The sequence below is a fragment of the Streptomyces sp. NPDC003077 genome (assembly GCF_040611095.1).
Lineage (GTDB): Bacteria > Actinomycetota > Actinomycetes > Streptomycetales > Streptomycetaceae > Streptomyces.
Map to the genome: position 1 here is coordinate 1 of NZ_JBEXNM010000070.1, position 20,973 is coordinate 20,973.

The following is a 20,973-nucleotide window of genomic DNA, read 5'->3' on the forward strand; positions in this document are numbered from 1 at the left end:
TGCGTGCGCCCCGCCCCCGCGCGCACACACACCACCCCCCTCCCCCGCGCGGCCCCGGCCCCCGGGGGGCCCCGCCCCCCCCCGGCGCTCGCCTCCGTCACCGCCATCCTGGCGCGGGCTTTCGACGGTGCCGCTCGCGCCAAGGCGTTCGGCCTCTTCGGTACGTTCCTGGGCGCGGGCCTCGCGTTCGGGCCGGCGTTCGGCGGCGCCCTGGTCAATCTGTGGGGCTGGCGCTCGGTCTTCCTCGTGCTGGCCGCCGTCTCCGCGCTCGTCCTGCTGAGCACCCCACTGCTGCCCCGTTCCGAACCTCACAAGGGGCCGCGCTTCGACTGGTCCGGCAGCCTGGCCTTCGGCTTCGGCGTCGCGCTGTTCGTCCTCGCGCTGGTGGAGGGGCCGGGCCGGGGCTGGACCGACCCGGTGGTGCTCGCGGCGGCGGCCGGGTGCCTGGCGCTGATGGTGGTGTTCGTGGTGGTGGAGCGCCGCACCCAGCACCCGATGTTCGACCTGGGCCTGTTCGCCCGGCCGCGGTTCCTCGCCGTCTGCGTGGTGCCGCTGGTGCTGGCCTTCAGCTTCGTCGCCGTGGTCATCGTGCTCCCGCCGTACCTGACGTCCACCAGTGGCATGTCGGCGCTGCGCATCGGCGTCGTCCTGCTGCTGCTGACCGGCCCGTCGCTCGTGATGCCCGCCCTCACCGGCCTGGTCGCGCAGAAGGTCTCCCAGCGGACCCTGTTCGTCGTGCTGCTGGCCTGCTCCGCGGCCGGCGCCGCCGGGCTGACCCTGGTGGAACCGGGTGCCTCGGCCGCCGCGCAGGCCGGACCGCTGTTGCTGCTGGGCATCGGCTACGGCATGTCGCTGGGCATCCTGGACGGCGCGGCGGTCTCGGCCGTCGAGCCGGAGCGGATGGGCATGGCGGCGGGCATGTTCAACACCGTCCGCCTGGCCTCCGACACGATCTCCATGGCAGGTCTGGGAACCCTCGTCACGGCGTTCACCAAGAGCGTCCTCGACAGCGACGCGGTCTCCGCCTACCCGGGCGGCGGCGACGAGCTGACGTCCCGCGCGCTCCAGGGCGGACTGACGGAGGCCGTCGGGACACTGCCGGCCGGCGAAGTGCGGGACCGGGTCGCGGGCGCGATGGCCGACGCGTACGCCAACGGTCTGCACACCACGATGTGGATCGTCGCGGCTGCCTGCGCGGTCAGCGCCGTCGCCGTGGGCGGCCTGCTGTCCCGGACACGGACGGGCGCGGACGAGTACGCCGGAACCGCCGACGACTCGGCGACCTCGCCCGAGCCCGCGGCCCCGCGCTGAGAGGCAGCCATGGGCCGGGCCACGCTCGGGCTCATCGATGTTCTGCCAGGCGGCGGCGACACCGCACGGCCATTACTTCGTCCCCTGTCGTATGCGAGACTATTGCCATGGCGAACAGGACGGAGACGGTCGCCGCAGGCCGGCTCGGGCACACGATCAAGAGGGCGGAGCAGGCCCTCATCGCACGCAAGACCCAGGCGCTGCGGGAATTCGATCTGACGGTGCCGCAGTATTCGGTCCTGCTCCTGCTGTCGGTCTCCGATGGCATGTCCGCGGCCCAGCTCGCACGGGAGTGCATGGTCACACCCCAGACGATGGCCACGGTGCTGACCAACCTGGAGAAGGCCGGCCTGGTGGAGCGCGAGCCTTCGGAGCTCCACCAGAAGGTCGTGGTCAACCGCGCGACCCGCGCGGGCCGCGGCATCGCCAAGAAGGCGGACAAGGCGGCCCTCCGGGTCGAGGGCGCGCTGAGCGCCGAGTTCGCGCCGGAGGAACTGGCCCACTTCGAGGAATATCTGGAGCGGGCGATCACCGTTCTGAATTCGCTGGACTGAAATCGCCGGACCGTTTCCGGCGGACCGATTGCAAATCGATTCCGCCGGAGCGATTCTGCCGAACTGAATTCGTTCCTTTTCCCGCCGGAATTTGCGGGGACATTTCTCTGGCATAACCACCGCCGCGGGGGCTCACCGGGGTTCACCGGGGGTTCCGCGCCCACCGCGTCGCGCAGCGGGCATCCCGCACCATCGCACAGCGCCGCGCGGCATGATGCCGCGCGGCTCGACCTGCTGCGACGGTCGGGCTCTGGCGTGGGCCTTCCCGAGTCACAGGCGCCGCGTTGGGTACTTGTGGCCGGTAACGCGGGCATTCAAGCTGTGACGGGCCCGGTCCGTGGGAAACCGGCAGGAGCTTGAGGGGTGGGCGTGGCGCGGATGGAACCTGTCGCCGCCGCTCGCGGATTCGCGCACCATTCTTTTCCCGTCTTTTCCCGACGCTTTCACCGTGATCGTGGGCGGGAGCGCGCTCACCGAACGACGTACGTCGACGTCCGATCTGGACATGGTCGTGGTGACCGGGCCTCGGGAGGCCCCCTGTCGCCACTCGTTGCGCTGGGCGGGGTGGCCGGTGGAAGTACTGGTCCACGATGAACGGACACCGGCCGCCTACTGCGACGACAACCTGGCCCGCCGCTGGCCCGGTATTCCCTAGCTGATCGCCGAAAGAACGATCGTGAGTGACCGCGGCGGGCTGGGCGAAGGACTCCAGGCCGAGATGCGTATCCGGCTGGCCGAAGGCCCGTCCGCCGCGAGCCCGGCCGAACTGGAGGCCCATCGTTACGAACTCACCGGCCTGCTCGACGACCTGCTCGACGACCTGGCGGGGGCCGAAGACCCGGCCGAGCTCGTCTTCATCGCCTGCCGGGTCCTGACCAGGACCGCCCAGCCGGCCCTACTGGCCGGACGGCATTGGCAGGGCAGCGGGAAATGGCTGCTGCGCGAACTGCGCGACCATGACGCGGAGCTGGCCGATCGCCTGACCCAGGCTCTGCCCGTGCCCGCACGGCTCGCCGCTGTGGCTCACGAGGTACTCGACGGCGCGGGCGGCAGGTTGTGGGACGGTTACCGGGTGACCGATCCGCGCGATCCGTGAAGCCAAGGGCCCGGGGACCGACATCGGCCCGACATCGGCCTGGCGGCTGCCTGGGATCGGCCTGGCGCCTACCTGGCATCGAGCTCGCTCGGGAAGAGCCGCACCCGTCAGGCTTCGCGCCCCGCCGGGTGCCAGAACGCGAGGAGGGTGTCCGCCGCGGCGTGCAGGTCCCGGGCGGGCGTGCCGTCGCATGCCTGCGTCGAGGCGCCGAGCAGGAAGGCGTAGATCATGGACGTGATGCCGTCCACGTCGGTGTCCTCGGCGAGTTCGCCCGCCGCGATGCCGCGCAGGACGCACGCCCTGACGCGGGCCCGGCTCGCCGCGCGCCGTGCCGCCACGATCCGTCGCGCCGCGGGATCGCCGCCGTCCTCCGGGGCCTGGACGGTGCCCGACAGGGCGATGAGGCACCCGAGGGGGTGGGAGGGGTCGGTCTGCATGTCGATGGAGCCGTGCAGCATCCGGGCGATGGCCTCACGGGGGCTCAGGGCCTCGTCGTCGATGACGTCGGTGACGCTGCCGGGCCCGGCCATGTAGTGGTCCACCGCCCGCTCGAACAGTCCCTCCTTCGAACCGAACGCGCCATACAGGCTCGCCGACGAGAGCCCGGTGGCCTCCCGGAGCTGGGCCATGGAGGTCGCGTCATAACCTCGTTCCCAGAACAGCCGCATCGCGGCTTCCAGGACCACCGCCATGTCGAAGGCGCGGGGACGGCCGGCGGGGGGCATGGTGGCTCTCCTCCCTATCGGAACGATTGGTCCAGTTTATTGCGGAGTGAGCATACCGTGCCGTCCGCCGGGCGAGCGGTCCGTGATGGCCGGAGGTCAGGTGGTGGCCCTCGCCTCGTCCGCCGTGTGTGCTTTCGCGCGTTCCCGTCCGGCCGAGGTGGCGCCGCCCGCGCGGGCGGGCAGCGCGTTCCCGGGCCGGAAACGGCCGGCTGGAGGGTGCGGCCGTGGACCGCACCCTCCATGGGCTGGGAATTCCGTACGGCCTGCGAGATCCATACGCCCTGAAACCGAGCGATGGACGGCCCGCGAGCCCTACCCCGCCACGGGCCCTATCTCGCCACGAGCGCTACACGACCCCGGAAAGGGCCTCGAAGTCGGCTTGGGAAAGCTCGATCTCGGCGCCCCGCATGTTCTCCTCCAGGTGCGCCACGGACGAGGTTCCCGGGATCGGCAGCATGGCCGGGGAACGCTTCAGCAGCCACGCCAGGGCGAGTTGCGACGGGGTCGCACCGTGCTGCCGGGCCAGCGCGGACAGCGGGCCGTCCTCCTGCGCCAGTTTCCCGGTGGCCAGCGGGTACCAGGGGACGAAGCCGATGCCGTGCTCCGTGGCGTAGTCCAGCAGCGGTTCGGCGGTGCGATCGGCCAGGTTGAACCGGTTCTGCACCGAAACGATCTCCACCATCCCCCTCGCCACCTCGACGTCCTCGATGGACACCTCGGAGAGCCCGATGTGGCGGATCTTCCCTTCCTTCTGCAACTCCCGCAGGACCCCGATCTGCTCCTCTACGGGCACCTTGGGGTCGATGCGGTGCAACTGGAACAGGTCGATACGGTCCAGGCCCAAGAAGCGCAGGCTCATCTCCGCCTGCTGCCGCAGGTACTCGGGCCTGCCGACCGGAAGCCACTGATCGGGCCCCTGGCGGGTGAGCCCGGCCTTGGTCGCGATGACCAGGCCGTCGCGGTAGGGGTGCAGGGCCTTGCGGATGAGGGGTTCGGCGACGGCCGGGCCGTAGGAGTCGGCCGTGTCGATGAAGTTCACGCCGAGCTCCACCGCCCGGCGCAGCACCCGTACGGCCTCGTCAGGGTCCTTCGGGTCGCCCCAGACCCCCGGGCCGGTCAGTTGCATCGAGCCGAAACCGAGACGGGTGACCGTGAGGTCGTTGCCGAGGGGGTAAGCACCCGCTGCCGCGGCGAGCCGCTGGTCGGAATTCATCACACGTCTCCTTGCTTCTTGCTGCTCACGACTTGCTGCTTGCTGCTCATGACTTACTACTCACGACTTACTGCTTACCGCGTTCATGGTTGGACGCACCTGGGGCCTGCGTGCGCGTGGATTGCCAGATCGGCCACAGTTGGCCACATCGGCGTCAGGAAGAGACGTCAGGAGGCGGCGTCAGAGAGGGGCCTCAGTCAGAGGCCTCAGGACGCATCGACGGCATCGGTCCACGGGCGCCAGTGGCCGGAGCCGTCGACGGTTCCCAGCTGCTGATCGGCGAAGTGGACGCCGAAGCCGTAGACCCCGTCCCGGGCGAGGTGGTCCACGAGCCGGCGCCGTGATCGTTCGGCCTCGTCCCGGTCGGTGTCGAGGCACACTTCCCAGTCGGGGTGCCGGACCTGGACCGGTGAGTGCAGGGCGTCGCCGAAGGCCACGACCTCCCGGCCGTCGCCGGTGTCAAGGACCCAGGCGGTGTGCCCGGGGGTGTGACCGGGCAGGGACCACGCGCGGATGCCGTCGGCGATCTCGGTCCCGTCGGTCACGATCACGGCGCGCTCGTCCTGCCCGGCCAGGACCGGACCGCTCCCGGGCGCGACGCTTTCCAACTCGCCCTTCCCCACCATCCACCGCGCCTTCGGGAACAGACTCCGCGGATCCTCGACCGCGTCGGGCCGGGCCCACCCGGTGTGATCGCCGTGGAAGTGGGTGAAGGCGACCATCTCCAGCTCGGCCGGGTCCACCCCGAGGGTCGCCAAGGAAGCGGGCAGGTCCCGCACATGGTCGAAACCGTGCTGAAAGGGCTCCAGCTCCTCGCCCGATATGCGACCGTGCCCGGCGTCGATGAGCAGGCGGGTGCCACCCCTCTCGACGAGCAACGCCCCGCAGCCCATGGACAGATGGCCCGCCCGCGTCATGTGTGCGGGGTGCGCGCTCCAGTCCTCCTCGTCGGAAGAGGGGTAGACCCGGCTCGGGATCATCGCGACGCCCGCGTCGGGGACGTAGCTCAAGGTGAGTTCGCCCAGGGTGCGCGTCCAGATTCCGGGGAGGCGCGAACCCGAGTCGTCGCCGTGCCCGGCGCGGTTCGGTGCGGGGCGCTGCTCTTGCGGTGTCATGATGTCGTGCCTTTCTTCTTGTGGGGGGTGCTGGGGGTGGGGGTTCGAGTAGGGGTGGGTGTTCGGACGGGAGTGGAGGGGGCGCTCACGTTCAGGGGGCGGTTTCAATTCACGGATCACGGATCGGTGATCGCGGAACGGTGATCGGTGATCGGTGATCGGTGCCCCGTCGGCGGATCCGCGGACGGCTACGAACGCACCGGCCTCGCGGACGACGGACGCTCCCATCGGCGCACTGACACGCCACGTCCTCGTCGTCGTCAACGCCCGCCGGATCGTCATCAACGCTCGCCGACCGCCGCACACCCGACCCGGCCGGCCTCCGCACGGCGTGCGCCGACGCGGCCCGCGTCCGCCTGCCGCCCGTCCGACGAGCCGGTGTCCACGGCCGCCGCTGGGGCGGTCAGGGGCTCGGCGGGGCTGGTGTGGGTCAGCTCCAGGATCCAGATCCCGACACCGACCAGCGCGATGACGAGGCCGAGCCCGCAGATGCCCAACCAGCCGACGCGCGGATACAGCGCCGCGGTCAGCGCCGAGGCGACGGTGCTGCCGGCGAACGCGGACACCATGAGGGCCGTCGTCACCCGGCTCCGGGCGTGCGGGGCCCGCCGGTAGAGCACGCTCTGATGGCTGATCAGCAGGGCCTGCTGGGCGAGGTTGAGCGCCACGATGCCGGCGGTCAGCGCTATCAGGCCGCCCATGTGGTCCACTCCGGCGATGGCGAGCACGGGCCAGCTGACCGTCAGCGCCATCAGCCCGCCCGTGGTCACCTGACGGCCTCGTCCGCGATCGGCGAGCCGCCCGGCCGCCACCGCGGCAGCGGCTCCCGCCACCCCGACCAGTCCGAACAGCCCGATGACTGCGGGGCCGAACCCGTACGGCTCCTCGGCCAGCAGGAACGACGAGGCGGTCCACAAGATGGTGAAGCAGCCCATGCCGACCGCGGCCAGCGCCATCCGCCGGCGCAGCAACGCTTCGGTGCGCACCAGCGCCACGACCGAGCGCAGCAGTTCGGGATAGGTGGTGTTCTCCGACGGCGGGACGGGGCGCAGCACCAGGCGCAGGACGATCGCGAGCGCCGCCATCAGCACCGCGGCGAAGACGAACGCCAGGTGCCAGTCACCGACCTGGGCGAGCAGCCCGGCAACGGTGCGCGCGAGCATGATGCCGATCAGCAGTCCTGCCATCACCGTGCCCACCACCGACCCGCGCTGGTGACCCGGCGCCAGTGACGCGGCCAGGGGCACCACGATCTGCGCCACCGCGGAGGTCGCCCCGACGACCGCGATCGCGGCGAGCAGAGCCCCCAGCGACGGGGAGACGGCCGCGCCGAGGAGGGCGACGGCGCTCAGGCCGAGCAGCACACTCGCCAGTCGGCGCCGTTCGCGCACATCCCCCAACGGCACTACCAGCGCCAGCGCCAGCGCGTAACCGACCTGAGAGACGGTCACCACCAGGCCGCTCGCGCCCTGGGACACCCCGAACGCCTTCGCGATGACCGGCAGCAGCGGCTGGGCGTAGTAGATGTTCGCCACCGCCGCGCCACACACCACGGCCAGCAGCAGCACCGTCGCCCGCCGCAGGGCCGGTTGGCCGGCGTCGGACTCGTCCTCGGCCGCCGCGGGTTCGTCCACGGAGGCCGTAGGCACGGCGGGAGGGCGTGCCGTGCCGCCCGCCGTGAATTCTGGATCGTTCATGCCGTAATCCTTGCCGCGGCCCGATCGAGCGGTCAAGCAATTTCAGATCGATCAATCCGAAAGTGAGAAAGGCCACTCCACGAAGCCCGCCCTGATGGAGCACCGGCCCGCGCGTCGCATGAGGTTCGCCCCGTGAACTTCGCGGGTGCGACCGACGCGTTGGGCGATACCTCCCTGGCCGTGGCGCGGGCTCAGGGAAGCAACGCGAGCGGAGAGGTGGTTGCCGGAAGGCATCGCATCGCCACGTCGGCCGAGCCGAGGAGACTCCGGCCGGCTGCCGGTGCCAGAGTCGCGGCGTTCGGCGCCTTCGTCTCCCGGGCCGGCCGTCTTACGCCTACGGGGCAGGCGGTCTTGACGGGGTCAGACACGACGAGGAGAGTCCCGCAATCGGCTGCAATCCGTTCGACGGCGGGAGAGAGCAGGCATGAAGTTGCGATTCCTCGGGATCATCCCGAACACTCCGGACACCGATTCGCCACGATCTGGCTGGACGAGGACAGCGGAGACCTGCTGATCCAGTCGTACCGGGCTTCCGATGAAGAGGTGAAGTCCTGCCAGGAGATCGGCTCCGTTCCCGGGCACAGCACAGAGGTACCCGATCACGAAGTGATCATCCGATTGCCCGAGGTCATCCAATTGGTGAATTCGGCCTTCGAGGCGGTTTGGGAGCGAGCTACGCCTCACGAGGAGTACGAACCGGTCTATTGAGCCATGGCCCAATCGACATCGTCCAGCGTCCAGCAAGCCCGGCAACTCCTTGCCGACCGCCTGCGTGAACTGTTCAAGGACGCCGGCCTTGAGGGTAAAGACCTTGCTGCCCTGTGCGGCTGGCACCCGTCCAAGGTGTCTCGAATTTCGACAGCGAAGACGCAACCTAGCGAGGACGACATTCGCGCGTGGTGCCGAGCGTGCGACGCCGATGATCAGGCAGAGGACCTTATTGCCTCTCTACGGGACGTCGAGGGCATGTGGGTGTCCTGGCGCCGGATGGAGCGCTCGGGGCTACGACGGGCGCAGAAAGCCCGCCTCCCGCTGTATGAGCGCACCCGCTGGTTCCGCGCCTATTCGCCGGGCCTGTTCCCCGGCCTGCTCCAGACCTTCGGCTATACCGAGGACGTATTGCGCGCCGTCCAGCGGAGACGGGTTGCCGTCGATGATGTGGCCGACGCCGTGGCCGCCCGCATGGAACGTCAGAGTGTGCTCCACGAAGGGCAACGATGCTTTGCATTTCTCGTGGAAGAGGGCGTGTTGGGCAACGCTGAGACACAGGCCGAGCAGCTTGACCATCTGATGGTTGTCGGCGCGCTCCCCAACGTCAGCGTGGGAGTGATCCCGGTTCGGCTCGGGCGGGAACGCATGCCGGTCGAAGGGTTCTGGATCTTCGACAAGGCACAGGTCAACGTCGAACTCGTGTCGGGCTACCTCACGCTGACGCAGCCCAGCGAGGTGGCGGCGTATGCCGAGACGTTCTCCACGCTGGCCGGCATGGCCGTCTTCGGGGACAAGGCGCGTGCGCTGCTGGACAAGGCACGTAACTCTCTCGCGTAATCGGCTCGCAATCACGTGCAATCGACTCTTCGCCGAAGTCCTGCCGTTCCTAGCGTTGTGGCCGTACGGACGACGCAAAGGGGACGGGCATGGCTGAACCCACGAGATACAGCACAGCACCGGTCGAGCTCCCGGATTGGACACAGGAGTTGCAACCAACCCCTGTGCCCGGGTGCAAGGCCTGCGCCGAACTGGCGAAGGTCCGGGAATGGGCGCGTGCGGGCCGGGATCAGACCACAATCACGGACGCGAATGTATTGATGCGACGGCACCCCAAGGGCCACTGATGGTGAGCGAGAAAGATGTCGCTGCCGGCCGGGCTCGACCTGCGCGCCACCCCCTGAACCACACCCGCATCGCCGCCCCGGTCGCGACGCCGACACCGACACCGATGTCAAAACACGCGCCAACCGCCTGCGGGCCGAGATCACCATGAGAGGCTGCTGCCCGCTGACCAGGTCACCCTGGAACCGGCTCCGGCCTTCCACCACGCCGTCTGAGCCGACGCCCGTGGCCTGGCCGACTGTCTCGTCCGGCTCCTCCGCGACCACCCCACGGCGGCGACTACGCCTGCGCACGCCGTCCTCCCTGACTTCATGGACGACCTCCCCACCCCACCGGTCGCCCGATTCGCTGTGACGCAGACACGGACGGTGATCGGCACGGCACGCGAACGAGCAGGAGCGTGCACTCTTCGGGATCTCCACCGACCGGGTCTGCCTGCTGATCGAGCATGTCTTCCACGATGCTGACGACGATGTGCCGCGTCACACGGTGACCGTCGCCACAGCGGCCACCCCCGTGTCATCCGCTACGAGCCGAGGCCCGAAGACCCGGCACGAGGAGACCCGGCACGACGCGAGGAGGCGGGGCGGTCGAGCCAGGCAAGCACAAGGGCCGCCCGGTTTCCCGGGCGGCCCTTCTCCGAGGTCTGAACCCTGGGGTATGGCCTGCCCTCTTTCGAGGGCTACCAGGGACGATTCCAGGGTCTTCGCGGACCAGTGTACCTACGGTTGCCCACCATGCACAGCACGCCGCCCCACAGCATCAAGCCGCCCGATGACGCCATCATCGAGCTGATCAGCCCCGACCGGCTGAACCCCTACCTGACCGCGTGCGGCGGCGACACCGCCGCCGCGCTGGTGCTGTACCGATGGAACAGCGATCTTGCCGCGGCGTTCTTCGAACCGCTGGGCCACCTGGAGATCATGCTGCGCAACGCGCTCGATGCCCGGCTCGTCGCCCGCCAGCAGCGTCGGGGTCGCACCGCCGAGTGGTACACCGACCCGGCGGTCCCGCTCAGCGGCAAGGCCCGCGGCGACATTGTCCAAGCCCGGCAGCGCGCCAGCGGGAGCGGCACGGCAACCCCGCGTGGAAAGATCATCGCAGAGCTGAGCTTCGGGTTCTGGCGCTTCCTGCTGGCCCGCCAGTACCGGGCCAGCCTCTGGCCCGACCTGGCCGGCGCCTTCCCCCATGCCCCCGACCGTGCCCTGCGCACGGTGGAAGAGCCGGTCAAGCGCCTGCACCAGTTCCGCAACCGCATCGCCCATCACGAGGGCATCTGGCACCTGCCGCTGGGAGCCCGCCGGGACGACATCCAGACCGTGCTCGGCTTCATGGCGCCGGCCGCCGCGGCCTGGGTCGCCGATGCCTCCCGTGTCGACGACGTCCTCGCCCGCCGCCCCTGACCCACGGGGCACCTCTCACAGCTCGAACTCCAGATGCTCCAGGTCCGTGAACTCCACCTCCAGCCCCTGCGCGCGGCGGCCCGAGTCGCGGAAGTAGACCTCGCCCAGGGCTTCGGCGGTGATCTGGCGTAGCTGGTTTTCGGTGGCGCCGCGTTCCTGGGCGTCGAAGAGGCGTGCGGCGTGATGGGGGGGGAGGGCGAGGGTGAGGTGGCGGAGGCGGGCGTCGTCGGTGGTGCCGGGGGCGGCGGTGAAGCCGAACCGGGCGCGGGTGTCGATCATGATGCCGTCGGTGGTGGCCGCGGCCTTCCGGGCCCGGGCCCGGACCTGCGGTTGCCAGCGCTTGGTGACCTCGCGTTCCATGCGGGCGGCGAGGTCCGGGCGGGGGCTGCGGATCTGGTTCTTCACGTAGCGTTCGACGGTGCGCTGGGTGATGCCGAGCAGTTGGGCGACCTGCTTGGTGCTGCCCTTCATCTGCCGGACCAGGTAGCGCATCCGGGCGCCGGCGGACTTGGGGATCGGGCGGGTGAACGCGTCCTGGACCGCCTTGTCGAGTCCTTCCTCGACCGTGACCATCGCCATCGTCTGGACCCTCCTACTGCCCGTCGTCCCGAGCGGTGACCTCGCCGGTCTTGATGTAGCGGGCCAGGTTCAGGGTCTGGCCGTGCTGCTCGCGCAGCCCTTCGGCCCACAGGGTCGTCTGCGTTCCCTCGTGCTTGACCATCCCGGGGGAGACGCCGAGCCGGAACGACCCCGGCACCGTCTTGCCGTCCGGTCCGTAGGGCAGGACGTCCAGCGGGGAAGGGCCGTCGGCGGGGTAGACGGCGCAGTCGGACAGGACCGCGACCGGGTACCGGCCGGTGGCCGCGGCGAGCTTGAGCATCTTGCGGTGCATGTTGATGCGGGTGCGGGCGATGACGGCCGCGCGGATGTCCGGGCGCCAGGTCGGCCGGGACAGGGCGGGCCAGGGCTGGCCCGGGCGCCAGCCGCCGCCGCGGGGGCGTTCGCGCAGCTTGCCGATGCCGCCCTTGACCGTCGCCTTGATCGCCGAGAGGACGAGGGCCAGTTGCGGGTCGCGGCTCTGATGGCCGTCCATCGCGGCCAGGAACTGCTGGGGCGTCAAACCGCTGGTGACGCCGAGGTCGGCCATCGTGGCGATGTACGCGTCCCGCAGCCGCTGGTACCAGGTGTCCAGGTAGCGGCCGGTCTCGTAGCGCACCCACGCCTCGATGGGCGCGACGGTGTGGCCGAGTTCGATCGCGTACGCCACGGTGGGGGTCGCGTACCAGGCCGGGCCCGTGGGGCGTTCGCCGGTCGGGGTGAAGGGGGAGGGCAAGCGCGGGTCGAGGTCGATGTGGGAGAGGTCGACCAGCCAGGAGCCGGGCAGTTTCGCGTCGAAGACCGGCTGCTTGACGCGCTCCGGTGCGCCGAGGCCGACGATCGCGCCGTTCGCACCGGCGGCGAAGGCCATGTTGACGTCGATGCCGACGACGTACGGGTGCAGGCACTCGGCGTCGGTCAGCGGACGCGCCCAGTCGTAGGCCTCCTCCATCAGCATCTCGTCCGGCCCGCGCTGGTGGAAGCGGGGCAGGTCGGCGAGCAGCGGGTGGCCGTCGGGGGCCTCGGGCGGCGCGCAGGGGGCCGGCTGGGTGCCCAGCGAACCGGGGTTGTGCTCGGAGCGGCGGCGCCCGGTCTCGTCCGGCTCACCGGCCCGGGTCGGCGGGTGGAGGGCAGTCATCAGTTCCAGGCCGGTGACGGCGGTGGAGCCGCGCGGGGTGATCACCCGCGTCGCGTAGGTGCCCAGCACCCGCGCCAGGTCCGCGGGCGCCAGCTCCGCCGCCTCGCCCCAGGTACGAGGGTCCAGCGCGTCCCAGCCCAGGACGCACAGCTGGACGCAGGAGCGCTGGGAACCGGTGGCGGGGCGGTAGATCCGCGCCCACGGGCCGAACCCGCGCCTCGTCAGCTGCCACTCGGCCTTGGCCAGCTGCTTGCAGACCTTGTGGTCCTCCGGCAGCCGGCCCGCCCGGCGCTCCTCGTCCGACAGGCGGGTCGGCAGGCCGTAGCGCGCCGCGGCGGCGTCGGTGAGGACGAGGACCGGGTCGGCGTCCTTGCCGGAGCCGTTCAGGCGCGGCGCGCCGAGCCGCGCCTCGGCCAGCGTCCACTCGATCAGGGCCGGGAGGGACTTGGCGGGCACGTCCAGGACCAGGCCGCCGGTTCCGTAGCCGGTCACGTTCCGGTCGGCGTCGGCGTCCAGCACCAGCAGCGGCCCGTTCTCGAACCGGGCGTCCGTGGAGGGGGCGGCGGCTGGGGTGGGCTGGGTCGTGGCCTTCTTCGCCGCCGGGCGTGGGGATGACGCGGTGGGGCGGGATGAGGCGGTCGGACGGGATGACGCGGTGGGGCGGGCGGCGGGTACCGGGCGTGTCGGGGCGGCGGCCGGGGCAGCGGGGGTGGATGTCGTGGCGCCGGCGGGGCGGGGCACGGTGTGGGGCTCGTGCGTCATGGCCGTCGCCTCGGGCCCCGAGCCCATGGATCGGGGACGCGCGTCCTGCGCCGGTCCGGAGGGCATGGGGTGCGGGGCCGCCACCGGGGCGGGCCCGACGAACGACTCGGGGGCGCGTTCGGCGAACGGCTCGGGGGCGACGCGTCCGGCGAACGGCTCAGGAGCGACGGATCCGGCGAACGGCTCCGGCGCGCGTCCGCCGGACGGCTTGGCGGCGGGCCCGGCGAACGGCTCCGGCACCGATGATGACGACGCGGACGTGGTGGGAGCGGGGGCCGGGGCCGGATACAGCTCGGCGAGCTTGTTCAGCAGCCGCGCGTACGCCTCGCGCTCCGGCGGGCGCGGCTCCGTCTTCCCGTTCTCCCAGCCGGACACCGTCGCCCGGCGCACCTTCAGCGCCCCTGCCACCTGGTCCAGCGTCAGTCCATGCGCCTGCCGCAACCGCTTCCGCTCCGTCGGCGACGGCAGCGGCGACGCGGACGCGATCAGCGCGTCCACCGCCTCGAACAACTCGGACATCACTCACCTCCTGACGCCACTCTATCCCTCCTTATCCCACGAACCGTACGGACCACGGACGCATGACGGACCTCTGGCGTACATATGACGTACATATATCGATCAGAATGCGTTCGTGGCGGGGGAAACCGTGACGTGGCGGTGGGGACCATGACCGTAGCGGCGGGGACCATGACCATGGCGGTGGGAGCCATGACGGGGAGGACGCCGGTACGTCCGCTGAGGGCCTGTCTTTACGCGCCGGTTGCCGAGTACTTCCCTCAGAGCATGGGACATGCCTGGTCGTCGCTCCCCACGCCCGTGGTCTCCGCCGTGATCTCCGCGGCTGTGGCGCTGGTGGTCGCCGTCGTCGCACCGTCGCTCAAGTACGGCTTCGACAAGCGTTTCCACCGACGCAAGCTCGACATCGAGTACACCTACGAGCAGCAGAAGGAACTGCGCAACCGCATCGCTCTGTACAAGGGGCTGCTGCTGGAGACCGGCGGTGCGCTGCGCAACCGGCTGTGGAACTTCCTCAAGCACGAGGGGCACGGGTGGCTCCGGATGCGGGGCTCGTGCGCCGAGTCCGGTTATTACCTGCGCTCGTTCGCGTACCGGATTCTGTGCCTGGTGGCCGCCTGCCGCCTCATCGAGCGCCAGGCGCTCTACGTCGACAGCGTCGTCGCGGCCCCGTCGGACCGGCGGTTCCTGGAGGCCATGAAGCTCAACATCGCCGTGTGGACCAGGGCCGACCTGTACGCCGGCCTCCCGTACGACGGGGGCCGCAACGACGACCACTTCTTCCGTGACCAGCTGACGGACATGGCCGACACCCTCTATCAGGATGGGCGGCTGCTCTCGTTCACGGAATTCAGCCGGCGCCTGGCGGAGAACGACGACGAGTACCGCACCGTCTTCGTCTTCCTGAACGGCGCCGGCCGCCAGGAGCGGAACCGGTTTCGGTTCGACCGCCTCATTGCGGTGCAACTGGTCCTGCTCGCCACGCTCAACCGCTTCGGTTACGCCTACCAGCAGGTGTCGTTCGACCGGTTCGGCGCCGTGGCCCGCGCCTGCGAGCATCCCGTCGTTCTGGCCAATTTGTGTGCCATGACGCGCGAGCTCGGGCTGGATGAGGAGAAGGGGTTCAGGCAGATGCTCACCGCCGCGACCGCGACCGCGACCACCACCGGCCACTAGGCAGGAAACGGTGACAGGGGCACGTTCTCGCTCGCTCCTCCGGCCTGCCGGTCGTCACCTCGTCGCACCACGGCCTCCGCGCGTACGAGCACGAGCACAAGTACGAGCACGAACACAGGTACGAGTACGGGTACGGGTACGAGCGGACACGGCCTCCGCCCGCGCCGATGCCCCGCCTCATGACCGGCGCTCGCATCTCATAACCGACGCTCGCATCTCATGACAGACCCTCGCCCCGGAACCTGGTCAGGACCCGTTCCGCCTGGCCCATCATCTTCCGGACGATCTCCCCGGCGGGTTCGACGGCGTGGACGAGGCCGACGCCCTGCCCCATCAGCCAGGGCATCTCCTCCCAGTCGGCCTCGGTGCCGGGAACCGGCGGCAGCACGTTGAACTTGCGCAGCACGGTCTCCTCGCCCTGGAAGACGGTCGTGCCGACCCGCTCCAGCGCCGTGCGGTCGGTCGGTATCTGGTCCAGCCGGTCGTGCCACTCGGAGACCACGCGGTCGCGCTGCACCCGCATCGGGTTGAAGTCCGGCCATTCGGGGCCGAAGACCGCCGTGCGCACGGTCTCCTCTCCCTGGGCGGAGAGCAGTCGGCGGTGGTGTTCGGGGTGCACGTTGGCCTCGTACGAAGCGACCAGCCGGGTTCCCACCCACACGCCGTCGGCGCCCAGGCACAGGGCCGCGGCCACCTGGCGTCCGTCGGTGATGCCGCCCGCGGCGAGGACGAGCGCCCGGTCCGCCACCGCGTCCACGACGGCGGGGAGGCCGACCATGGTGGGCAGGCCGCCGTAATTGTGCCCGCCGGCCTCCCAGCCCTGGGCGATGACGACCTCGATGCCGTCCTCGGCGGCGCGCCGGGCCGCGTCGGCGGAGCCCACCTGCTCCCACACCGACACCCCGGCCTGGTGCAGCTGTTTGAGCTGGTCGGCCGGGGGGTGGCCCCAGTGGTAGGAGACGATCGGCACTTGTTCGTCGGCGCAGACGCGGACGTGTTCGGCGTTGTCGAAGTACGTGATCAGGTTGATGTTGAACGGTGCGCCTCCGGCGCCTTCCCGGACCTGGTGGATGACCTGGCGGAGCCGGTCCGGGGGCAGGAGGCCCGCGCCCACCGCGCCGACGCCGCCCGCGCGGGTGACCGCCACGGCCAGGTCGGCTGTCGCGCCCGCGAAGGCCATTCCGGCGCAGGCGAACGGGTAGGGGACGGCGAATTTCTCGGTGAACCTGGTGGAGAGCACGCTCATGCGGCGTTCCTTCCGGGAGCGAGCGCGGGTGGGGGGGAGATCCGGGTGAGGGGTGGGGGCGGGGTGAGGGGAGGGATCGGGGTGCGCGGTGGGGCGTCCGTGGTGTGCGGCGCAGGGCATCGGCGCTGATCACCGGGTCGGCGCCCTTGCCGTCGGGCCGGCGCCCTTGCCGTCGGGGCGGCGACGGCAGGTGCCCGTCAGCCTGGTATCGGCATGCGCACTCAGCCCGGCGGCGGCAACCGCCACAGGCCCGCGACGGCATCCGCCGTAAGACCCGCAACGGCAACCGCGTCAGTCCGGCAGCGGGACCCGCCGCAGGCCCGCAACGGCGACCGCCGTCAGTCCAGCAGCGGGACCCGCCGCAGGCCCGCAACAGCACCCGCCGTCAGTCCAGCAGCGGCATCCGCAGCGGTGGATCGAAAGGTTCGGCGTCCAAGTACGTGCGGATGTTGCGGCACCACGGCCGCTCGCACATCCAATATCCGTCCGGTGCCTTGTCGATCTCGTCGCGCAGCCATCGCCGTTCTCGGCGGCTCACGAGCGCGCGGTGGGTCTCCCGCGATCGGCAGGTGGCGCAGTACAGCTCCATCTCGTCGTCGGCCATGGGCCCACCGTCTCCGGAGGCCGCCGGTCCGGGAAGAGGGGCGGCCCGCTCACCGGGCGCGCCACGGTCACAAGACGCCGCCGGGCCGAACCGCTCTCCCCCATCCGCCCGTATCGCCCCGTCAGCCGCATCGGACCTCGTGCGGACCACGCCGCCACGGGGGATAACCCCACCCCTGACCAGCGGGGCTACCGGCTGTGCCGGTGGGCCGCGCGAGACCAGCATGGGCTGGGCGAGACCAGCATGGGCCGGACGAACTTCGGCGAACAGGGGGAAGGCATGGGCGAGGTGAAGGGGCTGGGCAGGCGCCGCTTCAAGGGTCCCGGCGTCATGGCCGTCGCGACGGCGGTGCTGCTGGGGGTGGTGGGGACCACGGCACCGACCGCTGCCGCCGCCACCGGTACGCCGTCGTCCCCGCCGGACACACGCACATCGCCGGGGTCTTCGGGCAGCCCAGGGACATCGGGGGCCCCAGAGACTTCGGGCACTCCGGGGACGCGGCACGCGCGTGCGGTGCCGGGCTTCTGGGACGGGGTCTGGCGGATGGACGGTTACGGCACCGTGCTCACGATCAACGGGCGAGATCTACAGGAGTACCAGGTCACGGCGGTGAGCTGCCTGAAGGGCACATCGGCACGACGCACCGACGCCGCCGGACCGGAGCACGGCACGCCGAACCGCCGGGCAACGGACCTCCGGGCAACCAGCCGCCAGGCAACGAACCTCCAGGCAACGAACCGCCAAGCTGCAGACCACCAAGCAATGGACCGCCAGGCCGCCGACCGCCAAGCAACGAACCTCCAAGCCGCCGACCGGCGGGCAACGGCCCCGCACGGCTCCGGCCGTCCCGTCGCGGATCGCTACACCACCGCGGACGGAGACGTCGCCCGGCTGTGGCGGGCCGGGGGGCGCGATCGGGCGATGCTGCACTGGGACGGCTCGGCCGGGGACCGCCGGTTGCGGCGCGTTCCGGCGCTGCCCTCCGTGTGTACGCGTGGTGACGAGCCGGGGACGATGCCCAAAGATCGTCTGACCACCTTCGACGTGTTCTGGCAGACCTTCGAGGAGAACTATCCGTTCTTCGCCGCCAAAGGGATCGACTGGCACGCGGTTCGCGACCGTTATCGGCCGAAGGTGCGTGCCGGTGTGTCCGACGAGGAACTGTTCGCCGTCTTCCGGGACATGGTCGCCCCGTTGAACGACGCGCACGTCGCCGTCTTCGGCCCCGGGAAGCCGTTCTCCTCCCACCGCCCCGGCACCGTCCCGCCCAGCGAGGCCTACGACAAGCGAGTCAGGGCCCATCTGCGGGAGCACCCCCTGAAGGGGCTGGCGTACCGGGAGTTCGCCAAGGGCCGGATCGGCTTCGCCGAGCTGCCGGGCGGCCAGGGTTACCTGCGGGTCTCGGGCTTCGCCGGATTCGCGGACGCCAACACCTTTGCCGCCAACAGCGCGGCGCTGGACGAGGCGCTGGACGCGGTCCTCACCCGCGAGCGGGTGGCCCGGATGCGCGGCCTCGTGATCGACGTACGGATCAACGGCGGCGGCTCCGACACCCTCGGGCTGCGACTCGCCGCCAGGCTCACGGACCGCCCCTACTTCGCGTACGCCAAACGAGCCCGCAACCATCCCACCGACCCCACCCGTTTCACCCGCCCGCAGCCCCTGTACGTCCGGCCCGCGGCGGCGCCCCGCTACACCGGCCCCGTCGCCGTCCTCACCAGCGGATCGACGGTGAGCGCCGGGGAGACCTTCACCCAGGCCCTGATGGAACGCCCCGGACGCACCGTTCGCATCGGCGAACCCACCCAAGGCGTCTTCTCCGACGTCCTGATCCGCGCGCTCCCCAACGGCTGGGCGGTCGGGCTGCCCAACGAGCAGTTCCTCACCCGCTCCGGCCACGCCTTTGACGGCCCGGGCATACCGCCGCACATCCCGGTCCCGGTCTTCACACCGGAGGAGTTCGCCCACGGACGCGACTCCGCCTTGGCGCGGGCGGTGACCGAGCTTTCCCGCAAGCGGTGACCGGGCTCTCCCGCAAGCGGTGACCGGGCTCTCCCGCGAGCGATAGTCGGGCCTCGCCGCAGGTGGTGCGGTGGGGCCGGGTGGCGAGGCGAGTGCCGGGGTCGAGCTTCCTCGCGGGCAGTGACCGGGCTCCCCCGGCGGCTGGGGAGCCGACCGGGCTCTCCCGCCGGCGGGGAAGTGGGCGGCGACGACGCTGCGGTCTGCGGCGATCCGTCCATACTGGCCGCGATGGGCAAGCTGCCCGGCCTCCGGCTCGTCCCTGTCCGACGACCGACCGGGCGGAAACGATCGGAAACGGGCAGGGGGCGGGCAGGCCATGGCGAGTGGGGCATCGAGCGCGGTGATCGTGCCGCTGGCGCGGGAGCACGCCGCGCAGGTGCTGGCGATCTACCAGGCGGGCATCGACGAGGGCGACGCCACCTTCGAGACGGTCGCGCCGTCGTGGGAGGCGTTCGACGCGGCGAAGCCGGCCGAGTACCGCTTCGCCGCCGTCGACGAGGACGGCACGGTGCTCGGCTGGGTGGCCGCCGGCCACGTCTCCGACCGGCACGCGTACGCGGGCGTCGTCGAGCACTCCGTCTACGTCCACCCGGCCGCCCGGGGGCGCGGCGTGGCGTCCGCCCTGCTCAAAGCGCTCATCGACGCCACGGAGGAGGCCGGGGTCTGGACCGTCCAGGCCGGGATCTTCCCCGAGAACGCCGCCAGCCTCGCGCTGCACCGGCGCCACGGCTTCCGCGTCGTCGGCACCCGCGAGCGGCTCGGCCGCCACCACGGCGTCTGGCGCGACGTCGTACTCGTCGAACGCCGCAGCGGCGTGGTCGTGTGAGGACGGGCGGCCCCGAGCCCGTTCGCTTCTTCGTGGCCCGGGCCACGATCAGGCCGGGCTCCGATCAGGCCGGGCCCGATTACGCCGAGCCCGGTCACGCCGGTCAGGGCGGGAACATCCTGACCGGCGTGACCAGTGGGACCAACGCGACCAGTGGGACCGACGTGCGCGGCCTGTCCGGCCTGCCCAACGCGACCGGCCTGCCCGGCCTACCCGACGCGTCCGGCCACCGGCTTACGGCAGGATCGAGTCCACGTACCCGCCGTCGACGCGCAGGGCGCCGCCGGTGGTGGCGGAGGCGTGCGGCGAGGCGAGGTAGACGACCATGTTGGCGATCTCCTCGGGCTCGATGAGGCGCTGCAACAGGGACTGCGGACGGTGCTTGATCATGAACTCGCGCTGTGCCTCGTCCCACGGCAGCTCGTCGCCGACCAGCTCGCGGACGAAGCCTTCGACGCCGCCGGTGTGGGTCGGTCCGGCGATGACGGAGTTGACGGTGACGCCGGTACCGGCGGCGTCCTTCGCGAACCCGCGGCTGACGGCGAGCAGCGATGTCTTCGTCATGCCGTAGTGGATCATCTCGGCGGGGATGACCACCGCCGAGTCGCTGGCGAGGTTGAGGACGCGTCCCCAGCCCCGTTCCTTCATGCCGGGCAGGTAGGCGCGGATGAGCCGGACGGCGGACAGCACGTTGACCTCGAAGTAGCGGCGCCACTCGGCGTCGTCGATCTCCAGCGGGGCGGCGGAGCCGAAGATGCCGAGGTTGTTGACGAGGATGTCGACCGTGGGCACGGCGTCCAGGACGGCGGCGGTGCCCTCGTCCGTCGCCAGGTCGCCCGCGGCGCCGGTGACGTCCTCGCTGCCGGACGCGGCACGCACGGTGCGGACGGCCTCCGCGACGCGCTCCTCGCCGCGGCCGTTGACGACGACGCGGGCTCCGGCGCGGGCGAGGCCGACGGCGATGGCGTGGCCGATGCCCTGGGTGGAGCCGGTGACCAGGGCGGTGCGGTCGGAGAGGTCGATCTGCATGACGGGTTCCCTTCGTCGAGACTGGCGAGACTGTCGGGCTGGCGAGACATTCACGGTGAGCTGCGGAGCTGCGTAACCGCGTAACCACAGAGCTGCTGCGGTGGGCC

Annotated in this window: 18 protein-coding genes and 1 pseudogene; 10 read left to right on the forward strand and 9 right to left on the reverse strand. The window is 71.1% G+C overall.

What is annotated here, in order from left to right:
• The 4 genes from ABZX96_RS31510 to ABZX96_RS31525 form a co-directional block, all read left to right on the forward strand.
• The coding region (locus tag ABZX96_RS31510) for an MFS transporter (protein ID WP_355550972.1) at window positions 1-1,311 on the forward strand (1,311 nt) is incomplete at its 5' end.
• A gap of 107 nt (window positions 1,312-1,418) precedes the next feature.
• Window positions 1,419-1,865, forward strand: coding sequence for a MarR family transcriptional regulator (locus ABZX96_RS31515; RefSeq protein ID WP_355550974.1), 447 nt, complete (start codon window positions 1,419-1,421; stop codon window positions 1,863-1,865).
• Window positions 1,866-2,313: 448 nt separating this feature from the next.
• Window positions 2,314-2,520, forward strand: coding sequence for a hypothetical protein (locus tag ABZX96_RS31520; RefSeq protein ID WP_355550975.1), 207 nt, complete (start codon window positions 2,314-2,316; stop codon window positions 2,518-2,520).
• Between the two features lie 21 nt (window positions 2,521-2,541).
• The gene (locus ABZX96_RS31525; protein ID WP_355550976.1) at window positions 2,542-2,961 is read left to right on the forward strand and encodes a hypothetical protein; all 420 of its coding nucleotides are present in this window, start codon (window positions 2,542-2,544) and stop codon (window positions 2,959-2,961) included.
• 107 nt (window positions 2,962-3,068) lie between these two features.
• Here ABZX96_RS31525 and ABZX96_RS31530 read toward each other — a convergent pair whose 3' ends face one another.
• The 4 genes from ABZX96_RS31530 to ABZX96_RS31545 form a co-directional block, all read right to left on the reverse strand.
• Entirely contained in the window at window positions 3,069-3,686 is a 618-nt protein-coding gene (locus ABZX96_RS31530; protein ID WP_355550977.1) for a helix-turn-helix domain-containing protein, read from the reverse strand.
• 346 nt (window positions 3,687-4,032) lie between these two features.
• Complete coding sequence (locus tag ABZX96_RS31535) at window positions 4,033-4,899, reverse strand: aldo/keto reductase (protein ID WP_355550979.1); 867 nt, start codon at window positions 4,897-4,899, stop codon at window positions 4,033-4,035.
• A gap of 206 nt (window positions 4,900-5,105) precedes the next feature.
• On the reverse strand, window positions 5,106-6,014 hold the full coding sequence (locus tag ABZX96_RS31540) for an MBL fold metallo-hydrolase (RefSeq protein ID WP_355550981.1): 909 nt from the start codon (window positions 6,012-6,014) through the stop codon (window positions 5,106-5,108).
• A gap of 281 nt (window positions 6,015-6,295) precedes the next feature.
• Window positions 6,296-7,711, reverse strand: coding sequence for an MFS transporter (locus tag ABZX96_RS31545; protein WP_355550983.1), 1,416 nt, complete (start codon window positions 7,709-7,711; stop codon window positions 6,296-6,298).
• A gap of 424 nt (window positions 7,712-8,135) precedes the next feature.
• Here ABZX96_RS31545 and ABZX96_RS31550 point away from each other — a divergent pair.
• The 3 genes and pseudogenes from ABZX96_RS31550 (at window position 8,136) to ABZX96_RS31560 (ending at window position 10,947) form a co-directional block, all read left to right on the forward strand.
• Window positions 8,136-8,419: pseudogene (locus tag ABZX96_RS31550) on the forward strand (hypothetical protein).
• A gap of 3 nt (window positions 8,420-8,422) precedes the next feature.
• Window positions 8,423-9,259, forward strand: a complete 837-nt coding sequence (locus ABZX96_RS31555; protein WP_355550985.1) for a helix-turn-helix transcriptional regulator — start codon at window positions 8,423-8,425, stop codon at window positions 9,257-9,259.
• Window positions 9,260-10,281: 1,022 nt separating this feature from the next.
• The gene (locus ABZX96_RS31560) at window positions 10,282-10,947 is read left to right on the forward strand and encodes a hypothetical protein (protein ID WP_355550987.1); all 666 of its coding nucleotides are present in this window, start codon (window positions 10,282-10,284) and stop codon (window positions 10,945-10,947) included.
• A 15-nt stretch (window positions 10,948-10,962) separates the two neighbouring features.
• On the opposite strand, the gene ABZX96_RS31565 is transcribed toward ABZX96_RS31560, so the two are convergent.
• Window positions 10,963-11,520, reverse strand: a complete 558-nt coding sequence (locus ABZX96_RS31565) for a helix-turn-helix transcriptional regulator (protein ID WP_355551041.1) — start codon at window positions 11,518-11,520, stop codon at window positions 10,963-10,965.
• A 19-nt stretch (window positions 11,521-11,539) separates the two neighbouring features.
• Window positions 11,540-13,963, reverse strand: coding sequence for a helix-turn-helix domain-containing protein (locus tag ABZX96_RS31570; protein ID WP_355550989.1), 2,424 nt, complete (start codon window positions 13,961-13,963; stop codon window positions 11,540-11,542).
• Between the two features lie 267 nt (window positions 13,964-14,230).
• Here ABZX96_RS31570 and ABZX96_RS31575 point away from each other — a divergent pair, with 267 nt between their 5' ends.
• Window positions 14,231-15,139: a hypothetical protein gene (locus ABZX96_RS31575; protein ID WP_355550991.1), complete on the forward strand. Its 909-nt coding sequence runs from the start codon at window positions 14,231-14,233 to the stop codon at window positions 15,137-15,139.
• Between the two features lie 217 nt (window positions 15,140-15,356).
• Here the strand turns inward: ABZX96_RS31575 and ABZX96_RS31580 are convergent, their stop codons facing one another.
• Window positions 15,357-16,385, reverse strand: coding sequence for a nitronate monooxygenase (locus tag ABZX96_RS31580; protein ID WP_355550993.1), 1,029 nt, complete (start codon window positions 16,383-16,385; stop codon window positions 15,357-15,359).
• Window positions 16,386-16,770: 385 nt separating this feature from the next.
• Window positions 16,771-16,989 carry a hypothetical protein gene (locus ABZX96_RS31585; RefSeq protein ID WP_355550995.1) on the reverse strand — a complete coding sequence of 73 codons (219 nt, stop codon included), beginning with the start codon at window positions 16,987-16,989 and terminating at the stop codon, window positions 16,771-16,773.
• 279 nt (window positions 16,990-17,268) lie between these two features.
• On the opposite strand from ABZX96_RS31585, the gene ABZX96_RS31590 reads away from it, so the two are divergent.
• Both ABZX96_RS31590 and ABZX96_RS31595 read left to right on the forward strand, forming a co-directional pair.
• Window positions 17,269-19,011, forward strand: a complete 1,743-nt coding sequence (locus ABZX96_RS31590) for a S41 family peptidase (protein ID WP_355550997.1) — start codon at window positions 17,269-17,271, stop codon at window positions 19,009-19,011.
• A 316-nt stretch (window positions 19,012-19,327) separates the two neighbouring features.
• Window positions 19,328-19,837, forward strand: coding sequence for an N-acetyltransferase family protein (locus ABZX96_RS31595; protein ID WP_355550999.1), 510 nt, complete (start codon window positions 19,328-19,330; stop codon window positions 19,835-19,837).
• Window positions 19,838-20,071: 234 nt separating this feature from the next.
• Here the strand turns inward: ABZX96_RS31595 and ABZX96_RS31600 are convergent, their stop codons facing one another.
• Complete coding sequence (locus ABZX96_RS31600) at window positions 20,072-20,866, reverse strand: SDR family oxidoreductase (protein WP_355551001.1); 795 nt, start codon at window positions 20,864-20,866, stop codon at window positions 20,072-20,074.
• Between the last annotated feature and the right edge of the window lie 107 nt (window positions 20,867-20,973).

Coding starts and splice junctions, on each gene's coding strand:
- ABZX96_RS31535 (WP_355550979.1), bottom strand. CDS start 4,899: ATGAATTCCGACCAGCGGCTCGCCGCGGCAGCGGGTGCTTACCCCCTC.
- ABZX96_RS31565 (WP_355551041.1), bottom strand. CDS start 11,520: ATGGTCACGGTCGAGGAAGGACTCGACAAGGCGGTCCAGGACGCGTTC.
- ABZX96_RS31570 (WP_355550989.1), bottom strand. CDS start 13,963: ATGTCCGAGTTGTTCGAGGCGGTGGACGCGCTGATCGCGTCCGCGTCG.
- ABZX96_RS31600 (WP_355551001.1), bottom strand. CDS start 20,866: ATGCAGATCGACCTCTCCGACCGCACCGCCCTGGTCACCGGCTCCACC.
- ABZX96_RS31555 (WP_355550985.1), top strand. CDS start 8,423: ATGGCCCAATCGACATCGTCCAGCGTCCAGCAAGCCCGGCAACTCCTT.
- ABZX96_RS31530 (WP_355550977.1), bottom strand. CDS start 3,686: ATGCCCCCCGCCGGCCGTCCCCGCGCCTTCGACATGGCGGTGGTCCTG.
- ABZX96_RS31575 (WP_355550991.1), top strand. CDS start 14,231: ATGGGACATGCCTGGTCGTCGCTCCCCACGCCCGTGGTCTCCGCCGTG.
- ABZX96_RS31560 (WP_355550987.1), top strand. CDS start 10,282: ATGCACAGCACGCCGCCCCACAGCATCAAGCCGCCCGATGACGCCATC.
- ABZX96_RS31545 (WP_355550983.1), bottom strand. CDS start 7,711: ATGAACGATCCAGAATTCACGGCGGGCGGCACGGCACGCCCTCCCGCC.
- ABZX96_RS31595 (WP_355550999.1), top strand. CDS start 19,328: ATGGCGAGTGGGGCATCGAGCGCGGTGATCGTGCCGCTGGCGCGGGAG.
- ABZX96_RS31540 (WP_355550981.1), bottom strand. CDS start 6,014: ATGACACCGCAAGAGCAGCGCCCCGCACCGAACCGCGCCGGGCACGGC.
- ABZX96_RS31585 (WP_355550995.1), bottom strand. CDS start 16,989: ATGGCCGACGACGAGATGGAGCTGTACTGCGCCACCTGCCGATCGCGG.
- ABZX96_RS31515 (WP_355550974.1), top strand. CDS start 1,419: ATGGCGAACAGGACGGAGACGGTCGCCGCAGGCCGGCTCGGGCACACG.
- ABZX96_RS31580 (WP_355550993.1), bottom strand. CDS start 16,385: ATGAGCGTGCTCTCCACCAGGTTCACCGAGAAATTCGCCGTCCCCTAC.
- ABZX96_RS31590 (WP_355550997.1), top strand. CDS start 17,269: ATGGGCGAGGTGAAGGGGCTGGGCAGGCGCCGCTTCAAGGGTCCCGGC.